A 9380-nucleotide genomic window follows, 5' to 3' on the forward strand; every position below is an offset into this window, starting at 1 on the left:
CCCTCTCCGGGCGCTCCGCGTGCCGCTCCCCGAGCCCGCCCGTCCAGTCCTGCTCGCTGCCGCTCCGCTTCGCCGGGCGGCCCCTCAGCTGTGGCCGCTGCCCCGCCGCTGGGCCGGCTCCCTCCAGGCGCTCCCCGCCTCGCTGGCCACTGGCACCTGGTCGCCAGGCCACGCTGGTCCCCGGCCGGTCGCCCCCGGCCGGTCCAGGCGCTCCCCGTGCCGCTCCGCCCCGCCCCCGGTCCCCGCTCTGCGGCGCGGTTGCCGGGTGCGGGTCGTCGGGGCGGTGATGATGGCGGAGGTGTGGATCCGGGGTGAGGAGGGTGTGCGGTGGCCGGTGGGAGCGCGGAGCGGGAGGTGCCGGTCGTGCTGTCGGTGCTCGGGCGTCCGCCGGCGGGGCGGACGCCGGGGGTGCTGGCGGCGTGCGACGGGTCGGACGGGTCGCTGTGGGCGCTGGACCGGGCGATGACGGAGGCCGAGCTGTTCGGGCTGCCGCTGTACGTGCTCGCCGTCGTCAACCCGGCGCCGACCGGGTACCCCCCGGGGATGGCGGAGCTGGTGCAGGAGAGCGTGGAGACGCTGGTGGAGAGCATGGCGGACGGGCTGCGCCGCTCGGTGGCCGCCGTACAGCGCCAGCGCCCCGCGCCGTACGCGGGGGAGCTGTCGCTGCACGTGGTGCTGGGCAATGTGATCGAGGTGCTGCTGGAGGCGGCGACCCGGCAGCACACGCTGGTGATCGGCACCCGGGGCAACGGCGGCTTCGCCCGGCTGCTGATGGGCTCGGTGAGCTCGGCGGTGGTGCACCACGCGGCCTGCCCGGTACTGGTGGTCCCGGCACCCCCTGCGGCCTGACCGGCCCGGAGGCCGCGCCCGGAGGCCGCCCAAGGGGTGTCGGCCCGGCTGCCGGGGCCGGAGTGCCGGGAATGTACCGAGATGGTTCACCGTTCACCTATCTCGTACCCGTCTGAACCCACGCCCCTGGAGCCCCCGCATGAAGGTCGAAATCTGGAGCGACATCGCTTGTCCCTGGTGCTACATCGGCAAGCGCCGCTTCGAGGAGGCCCTGGCGGACTTCCCGGGCAAGGAGCAGGTCGAGGTCGTCTACCGCCCCTACCAGCTGGTCCCGGACGCCCCTGCGACCGCGAGCCCGCACCGCGCCTGGCTGGCCGAGCGCTACGGCCCGCAGTCGGTGGCGATGGACGCGCGGGTGGCCGAGCTGGGCCTCGCCGAGGGCATCACGTACGACTTCGACGCCGCGCTGCACGCCAACACCTTCCTGGGCCACCGCCTGCTGCACCTCGCCGAGGCCGAGTACGGCGCGGCCGTCCAGGGGCGGCTGAAGGAGGCCCTGCTGAAGGCGCACTTCACCGACGGCGTCGACGTCGGCGACCGCGCCGCGCTGACCGACGTCGCCGTGTCGGCCGGGCTGGACCGGGACCGGGTGGCCGCCTACCTGGCGGGCGACGAGGGCACCGCCGAGGTCAACGCCCAGCTGGCCGAGGGCCGGGAGCTGGGCATCAGCGCCGTGCCGACCTTCGTCTTCGAGGGCAAGTGGGCCGTCCAGGGCGGCCAGGACGCCGCGACCTTCGGCAAGGTGCTGGAGCAGGTGGCCGCCGAGATCGGCGAGCGCCGCCCCGCCCCGGTGCAGGTCGCCCCGGCCGGGGAGGCCTGCGCGGACGGCTCCTGCGCGATCTGACGGTCCGCCGCGCCCCCGGCAGGGCCCGCGGCACCCCGCGGACGAGGCCCGCTCCAGGAGTCCTGGAGCGGGCCTCCGTCACGACCGCCCGGGGCGCGCCCCGGTCACGAGCACCGGAAGCGGGCCTGGGCCCAGTCCGCGACGTTCATCGCCGACCAGATCCCGTTCACCGGCGTGACCACCAGCTTGACCGACTTCTGCCCGGCCAGCGGCACGTGCACCGGCACCGGGTCGTCGCCGAGGGCCAGCGCGCGGGAGCGCCACAGGGTGGTGCCGTCGCCGTCCTGGACGGAGAAGACGACCCCGCCCGGCGAGAGCGTGGCGTCGTCCACCCCGGCCACCGCGTCGAAGGACGTACAGCCGCGGTTGAGGTCGATCACGGTGGTCGCCGGGGCGTGCACGGTGATCGCGTGCGGGTGGTAGCCGCCGCCGATCCAGCCGCCGTCGCGCTGCCAGAACTTGTCGCTGCCCTTCTGCCGGATGCTCGGCTCGGACGGCGGCACCCGGTTGTTGCCGGGCTTGAGCACGGGCAGCGAGTTGCCCCAGTAGTCGCTGAGCACGGGCGGCGCGGGCGTGGTGACGGTCGGGGTCGGCACCGGCGGCAGGGTGGGCGTCGGGACGACCGGCACGTCGGGCGTGGGCACCGGCGGCAGGGTCGGCACGGTCACGACCGGGGGAACGACGGTCGGCCTCGGCACCTTCGGGCTGCTGGGCGCGGGCGCGACGGGCTCCGGCGCCCGGGTGGTGGCGGGCGGGGGAGTCGGCGTGGGCCTGGGGGCCGGCTTGGCCCCGGGGCTCGTCGCGGGTGCCTCGGGGGCCGCAGCGGCGGCGCCGGGTGGCGCCGGGGCCGGGGCCGGTGCCGCGGCGGGCGGGGCCACCGGCCGGGCCGGGGAGGCGGCGGCCGGGGCACCGGAGGCCGGGGGAGCGGCCACCGGGGGCTTCGGCTCGGGCGAGCCGGTGAGCGCGTACGCGGCGACGGCGGCCGCGGCCACCGCGATGGCGGCGGCGATCCCGGCCTTGGCAGCGGTGCCCAGGCCCTCGCCGGCCGCCGCGGCGGCGGCCCCGCCGGAGCCCGCACCGGTCGAGCCGGCGGTTGCCGCACCGGCCGCACCGGCCGCGGCTCCCGAGGACCCGGCGGTCGCGGCGGCCGTCCCGGCCGCTGCCGCACCGCCGACGGCGGCGGCTCCGCCCACGGCGGCCGCGGCCGCGCCGAACCCGCCGACGCCGATCCAGACCAGCACCCCGCCGGGCAGCAGGGCGCGCAGCCCGGTGTTGATCTCGGTCAGCTCCAGGCAGGCGGCCGTGCAGCGGTCGCACTCCTGGAGGTGCCGGCCGACCTCCGCCGAGGCCCGCTTGCGCAGTGAGCCGCGCGCGTACGCCCCGAGCCGGTTGGCGTACGCCTCGCACGAGCTGTCCTGGCTGCCCGAGACGTGCGCCTGGAGGAACCCGGCGGCGAGCCGGTCGCGGGCCCGGTGGGCCTGGACGGCGGTGGCGTTGGCGGTCTTGCCGAGCATCACCGCGACGGTCTTCGGGGACTCCCGCTCGACCTCGGTGTGCCAGAGCACCACCCGGTCGTCCTCGGGGAGTTCGGCGTAGGCCTGCATGACCATCCGCTGGTCGGCCATCGCCATCGCCCAGGCGTCGGCGCCCGGGTCGGCGAGGTCGAAGTCGACCACGGCGGCCGAGGTCTGCGCGAACACCGCGAAGTCGTCCACCAGTTGCTCGCGCCGCTCGCTGCGGTGCCAGGCGGCGGCGACGTTGCGCACGGCGGTCAGCAGGTAGGCGCGGACGGCGAACTCGGGGCCCTTGCCGGCCCGCAGCGCCTGCAGGGTGCGGGCGAAGACCTCGCCAGCGAGGTCCTCGGCGGTGAAGCTGTCCCGGCAGCAGGTGCGCGCGTAGCGGCGCACCGAGTCGGCGTGCCGGCGGTAGATCTCCTCGTACGCGGCGTCGTCGCCGGCCCGCACCCGGGCGGTCAACTCGGCGTCGGAGGCGGGACGCTCGCCGTCCACCGGGTCGGCGGGGGCGGGCACGGTCGACCGGGCGGTCCGGCCGTCACCGGGGAAGGGCTCGCCGACGAACGCCTCGGGGGCGACACCGCCCCGGCCCGCCGGGGCCTGCCCGGGCACCCGGCCCGGGGGCAGCGCGGCGGCGGAGGCGGAGAGCGTCTCGCGGCTGGGCATCCCGGCCTGGTCGGGGACCTGCCCGGCGGTCGAACCCGCTGCGGCGCCCGGCACTTGGGCCGTCCCGCCGGTGCCGCCGAGACTGCGGGGGCCCGCGGCGGACCCCTCGGCGGCATCGCCGGAGAGGCCCCCGAAGTCGAGGCCGTACCCGTAGTCGTTCTGTTCCTCGGCGCTCACAACGGACCCCAGATTCCACGACAGCCCCCGCAGTGTGGCAGGGCGCGCGGGAGTGCGTGGGCGCACGGTTCCCCGGCGTACGGCGCCGATGGCGCGCGAACGGCGCGCATCGGGACATTGGCTCCAACCACGGGCAAAGGATGGCATAGCGCAGGGAACGGCGGTAGCCGTACCGGCCGCCTTCCACCCCTCCGAGGGGCCGCCGCGAAGGTGTTCGCCCAGCGTGCGGCGGTGGGGTGTGCGACTTCCACACCCGGCGCGCGCACTCGGGCCGCGCGCCGGTCATCCCTCCAACTCCCGTGTCCGCCGGGCGCGGCGGACCGGACGCCCGACGGACGTCAGCCCGCCCGCAGGCCGTCCAGCAGGATCTGCAGCAGCCGGTCCGAGGGCCCGGCGACCGGCTGGCCGTCCGACTGCGGAGAAACCGGCGAGAAACCGCCGGCCGCCGGCACGGAGACCGACGGACGGGCCGCGTGCACCGGCACCGAGGCGGTCAGCACCAGCACCACGTCCGACACCGTGACGCCCGGACGCAGCTCGCCCGCCGCACCGGCCCGCGCCACCAGCGCGGCCAGCAGCTGCAGCAGCAGCCGCGGATCGGCGTCAGCCGCCGACGGCTCGACCGCCCCGCCCGAGCGGGCCTCCTCGCCGCGCAGGTCGAAGCGGACCGCCGCGGGCGGTTCCGGCGCGCGCTGCTCGGGCACCCGGCCCAGCTCCTCCGCGTACCGGAACGCCTCCGGCGGCAGCAGCCGCCCGGCGCCGCTGCTCACCGCGCGGGCCAGGTAGCCGGCCAGCGACTCCCAGGCGCCGTCACCGCCGTACAGCGACTCCCGCGCCTGCGCGGTCAGCCACGCCACCTCCTCGGCCGCGATCCGCTGGACCAGCACCTCCTTGCTCGGGAAGCGCCGGTAGACGGTGCCGACCCCGACCCCGGCCCGGCGCGCGACCTCCTCCATCGGCGCGCCGTAGCCGAACTCGCCGAACACCTCGCGGGCCGCCCGCAGCACGCTCTCCAGGTTCCGCCGCGCGTCCACCCGCAGCCGGGCCCCGGGCACCGGCGCGGCCGGTGCGGGCTCGACCCGGTACGGGACCGCGGCGTGAACCGTTCCGGCCTGTGGCAGCCCGCCCTGCGGTGGCAGGTCCACCGGGCCGCGCTGCTCGGGGACCATGCCCGTTCCGGCCTGCGGTGCACCCGCCCGCCCCAACACCTGCTCCTGATCCATCATCCCAACTCTCCCCCGCAGGCGTCCGAATCCGGACCCTGTCGTCGCCCGCCCCTGCACCCCCCGGTGCAGCTCAGCCCGTCAGAAATGACCCGATGACCCATTGCTCGTGCCGCCCGTCCGGTTCCGGTGACCACGGTTCGTGCCGCCGTGCCGGGTCCACGTCCGGCTCGGCGCGTCGGCACCGTCCGGGGCCCTGTCCGGGAACTACCCTTCCCCGGATGACTGTCCCCCAGTCGGGTTCTCACGCCAACGCTGGAACTGGCCGTAGTGGCCGCTCCACGGTGCGTCGTCGTCGATTGTCATGGCGACGGCCGCCCCGGTACACAATCCGACCATAGTTCACCACTCTCCGAGGCCGAAAGTGCGTCAGAAAGTCGCCCAGTAGGCACAACTGGCCCCGTGGGTCACCCGAGGTGCAACCAGCCCCGTACGGACTGTGGACAAGACCACCCCCGCCGGTCCTTCATAGGGGGCGTGAACGGGGGCACACCCCCGGCCGCGGGGCGGCCGGGAGGACACGTCGCTTCGGCAGGAGGTGCACCATCAGGATCCTGATCGCCGGCGGCGGCTGCGCCGGAACGGCCGCCGCCCTCCACCTCCAGCGCGCCCTGCGGGACCGGCTGCGGCGCGGCGAGGTGGAGATCACCGTCGTCGAGCCCCAGGCCTACTTCACCTACCACCCGCTGCTGGCCGAGGTGGCGGCCGGCTCGATCGACCCGAGACACGTGGTCGTCCCGCTGCGCCGGGTCCTGCCGGACTGCCGGGTGCTCACCGCCCGGATCATCCGGATCGAACACGCCGCCCGGCTCGCCCTCGCCGACGCCGCCGCCCCCGGCGAACCCCCCGCCCCGGTCGAACTTCCCTACGACGTCCTCGTGGTGGCCCCCGGCTCGGTCTCCCGCACGGCACCCGTGCCAGGCCTCGCCGAGCACGGTCTCGGCTTCTCCACCGTCGGCGAGGCGGTGGGCCTGCGCAACCACGTCCTGGAGCAGCTCGACCTCGCCTCCGCCACCCGCGACCCGGCCCTGCGCCAGTCCGCGCTCACCTTCGTCTTCGTCGGCGCCGGCTACGCGGGCGTCGGCGCGCTCGCCGAACTGGAGGACATGGCCCGCACCGCCGTGCGCGGCTACCACAACGTCCGCGCCGAGGACCTGCACTGGGTCCTGGTCGAGGCGACCGGTCGGATCCTCGCCGAGGAGTCGCCCGAACTCGCCGCCCACACCCTCGGCGAACTGCGCGAGCGCGGCGTCGACATCCGGCTGGGCACCACCCTGGAGTCCGCCGTCGACCGGGTCGTGGCGCTCTCCGACGGCAGCCGCTTCGGCGCCCGCACCCTGGTCTGGACGGCGGGCGTCCGGCCCTCCCCGCTGCTGCGCGAGACCGACCTGCCGCTGGACACCCTCGGCCGGGTGCGATGTCTGGCCACCCTGCAGGCCGTCGGACCGGACGGGCGCGCCCTGCCCGGCGTCTGGGCGGCCGGCGACTGCGCCGCCGTACCGGACCCGAACGCGGACGGCGCCCCCTGCGCGCCCAACGCCCAGCACGCCTTCGCCCAGGCCGAACTGCTCGCCCGCAACGTCGTGGTGGCCCTGGACGGCGGGCCGCACGCCCCGGGCCTGGCCGACTACCGGCCCGGCCCCGCCGCCTGCTCGACCTCGCTCGGCCCGCGCCGGGCCGTCGCGCACACCCGGCGCGGCCGCAGGCTCACCGGCCGCCGCGCCTGGTGGCTGCACCGGGCGCGGCACCTGCGGCGGCTGCCGAGCGCCGAGCGTCGGGTGCGGGTGCTGGTGGACTGGATGCTCGGCGGGGTGTTCTCCCGCGAAGCGGTCTCGCTGGGCGCGATGGAGCATCCGCGTTCGGCCTTCGAGAAGGAGTTCGACCCGAGGTCCGGACGGCCGTCCGACGCCGGACCGGACGCTCCCCGGTGACCGCGCCCTCCGACCCGGGCCGACGGCCGACCGGACGACGGACCGGTGGGCGAAACGGGCGACGGATCGGACGGCCACGCCGGGCGCGCGACTTCCGGAACCGGGCCTCCGCCTGACAGGATCAGCCCGTCTGGTCATTACCCCGTGTGCCGTTGCGCACACAAAAAGTGATGATATGCCTGGAAAACGAGGAAGCGGCCGTCGTTTGAACCTCATGCGCTGGAGCGCCCGGCTCACCGGAGTCCCCTGGCGTGCCCTCCCGCCCGACGGGACCGGCACCGAGGACGGTGCGCCCTGCCCCGACGGCGTCGTCGTGCCCAGCCCCCGCGACCCGACCAGCCCCGCCACCACCGCCGAACTCGCCGACCCGCACAAACCCCAGAACCTGCGCGAGGTCCTCAACCGCATCCCCGCCCCGGTCGCCGTCACCTACGGGCCGCTCCACCAGCTCGGCTACGCCAACCGCGCCTACCGCGAGCTCTTCGGCGAACGCCACACCGGCCTGCCGGCGGCGGAGGCGCTCCCCGAGCTCGCCACCATGGGCGTCCTGCCCCTGATGGACCAGGTCATCCGCGGCGGCCGCCCGCGCAGCGTCAAGGCCCGCTGCATCCTCGGCCTCACCGGCAACCGCTACTACAACGTCTCCTGCGTCCCTCTCGGCGCCGGGGAGAACGGCGACGCCCCCGCCGAGGGGCCGCCCGCCGGCGTGCTGATCTTCGCCGCCGAGGTCACCGACCAGGTCCTCGCCGCCGCCCGCCTGCGCGAAGCCGAACGCCGCCAGCGCGAGGCCGCCGTCACCCTCCAGCGCAGCCTGCTCCCGCAGAAGCTCGACCAGCCGGCCGGCCTGCGGGTCGCCGCCACCTACCAGCCGGGCGGCGCCGAGGCCGCGGTCGGCGGCGACTGGTACGACGTCATCGCCATCGACGGCGGGCGCACGGCCCTCGTCATCGGCGACGTCATGGGCCGCGGCCTGCGCGCCGCAGCCGTCATGGGCCAGCTGCGCACCGCCGTCCGCGCCTACGCCCGCCTCGACCTGCCGCCGCACGAGGTGATGCGCCTGCTCGACGGCCTCGCCATGGAGATCGACGCCAACCAGATCGCCACCTGCACCTACGCCGTCTGGGACCCGCGGCGCCGCACCCTCTCCTACGCCTCCGCCGGACACCTCCCCGTCCTGCTGCGCTGCCCGGACGGCACCATCCTGCGCAGCGAGGAACAGAACGGACCGCCGCTCGGCACCGGCGGCGGCCTGCACGTGTCCCACACCCTGCGGCTGCTCCCCGGCACGACCGGCGTCCTCTATACCGACGGACTGGTGGAGCGCCGCGACGAGGACATCGACCAGGGGCTCGACCTTCTGGCCCGCACCCTGACCGGTGCGATCGGCGCCCCCGAGGTGATCTGCGCCCGGCTGCTGCGGGCGATGGGCGTGACCTCCGAGCACGACGACGACGTCGCCGTCCTGGCCTTCCAGCTGCCGGCGGAGGAGGACGCGGAAAATCCGCTTGCGCCGCTTGACTCGGGCACCCCAGAGGTCTAGTGTTCTTCGAGCTGCCTGGCAGGGAGCACCGGACACGCATCAGCGCGGACGGTCCCGGGGCAGCCAATCCCTTGAAACACCACTTCCTGGTTCGAGCCGGGTCGCTCTGTCGTATTCACGTCGCGGCCTGGTGCGTATTTGGCGTGCGCATTTTATCGGATTGCGGCTGGATTCGCTTTTCGGAGCGGGGATCGGCTAGAGTTTGAAACGTCGGACGGGGCGTCAAACCCCGGAAGGCACCGGCGAGTTGGATGAAGGAAGCCCCGGAAACGGAGCGGAAAACATCTGATAAGCTGGAAACACGAAAGAACGAAGCCCGGAGGGCCTGCTGGAAGGCGGCTCGAAGGAAGCGTCCGTTCCTTGAGAACTCAACAGCGTGCCAAAAGTCAACGCCAGATATGTTGACATCCCCGGCCTCAGGATTCCTGGGGTTGGAGATTCCTTTTGAAACAAACACTAGCGAGGACGCAGTGCGCGGGGCCGCCCTATTCCGGTGGTTGCCGTGCCGCTCAACGCGGGTGTCGACCCGATTACGGGTAAACATTCACGGAGAGTTTGATCCTGGCTCAGGACGAACGCTGGCGGCGTGCTTAACACATGCAAGTCGAACGGTGAAGCCCTTCGGGGTGGATCAGT

The 9380-nt window shown here is 75.0% G+C and carries 5 protein-coding genes, 1 rRNA gene and 1 pseudogene; 5 read left to right on the plus strand and 2 right to left on the minus strand.

Going from position 1 to position 9380, the window contains the following annotated elements:
• The first annotated feature begins 327 nt into the window (after positions 1–327).
• Complete coding sequence (locus ACIQI7_RS09530) at positions 328–849, plus strand: universal stress protein (RefSeq protein ID WP_401106858.1); 522 nt, start codon at positions 328–330, stop codon at positions 847–849.
• A 139-nt stretch (positions 850–988) separates the two neighbouring features.
• Positions 989–1693, plus strand: a complete 705-nt coding sequence (locus ACIQI7_RS09535) for a DsbA family oxidoreductase (RefSeq protein WP_401106860.1) — start codon at positions 989–991, stop codon at positions 1691–1693.
• A gap of 104 nt (positions 1694–1797) precedes the next feature.
• Here ACIQI7_RS09535 and ACIQI7_RS09540 read toward each other — a convergent pair whose 3' ends face one another.
• Positions 1798–4050, minus strand: a complete 2253-nt coding sequence (locus ACIQI7_RS09540; protein WP_401106863.1) for a sigma-70 family RNA polymerase sigma factor — start codon at positions 4048–4050, stop codon at positions 1798–1800.
• A gap of 338 nt (positions 4051–4388) precedes the next feature.
• The gene (locus tag ACIQI7_RS09545) at positions 4389–5276 is read right to left on the minus strand and encodes a TetR/AcrR family transcriptional regulator (RefSeq protein WP_401106866.1); all 888 of its coding nucleotides are present in this window, start codon (positions 5274–5276) and stop codon (positions 4389–4391) included.
• Between the two features lie 554 nt (positions 5277–5830).
• Between ACIQI7_RS09545 and ACIQI7_RS09550 the strand changes: the two genes are divergently transcribed.
• From ACIQI7_RS09550 to ACIQI7_RS09560, 3 genes and pseudogenes are all read left to right on the plus strand, one after another.
• Entirely contained in the window at positions 5831–7204 is a 1374-nt protein-coding gene (locus ACIQI7_RS09550) for an NAD(P)/FAD-dependent oxidoreductase (protein WP_401106914.1), read from the plus strand.
• Between the two features lie 205 nt (positions 7205–7409).
• A pseudogene (locus ACIQI7_RS09555) lies at positions 7410–8702 on the plus strand (SpoIIE family protein phosphatase); the annotation flags it as partial.
• 585 nt (positions 8703–9287) lie between these two features.
• Positions 9288–9380 (plus strand): 16S ribosomal RNA (locus tag ACIQI7_RS09560); the annotation flags it as partial.

It is taken from the genome of Kitasatospora sp. NPDC092039 (assembly GCF_044756065.1).
Lineage (GTDB): Bacteria > Actinomycetota > Actinomycetes > Streptomycetales > Streptomycetaceae > Kitasatospora.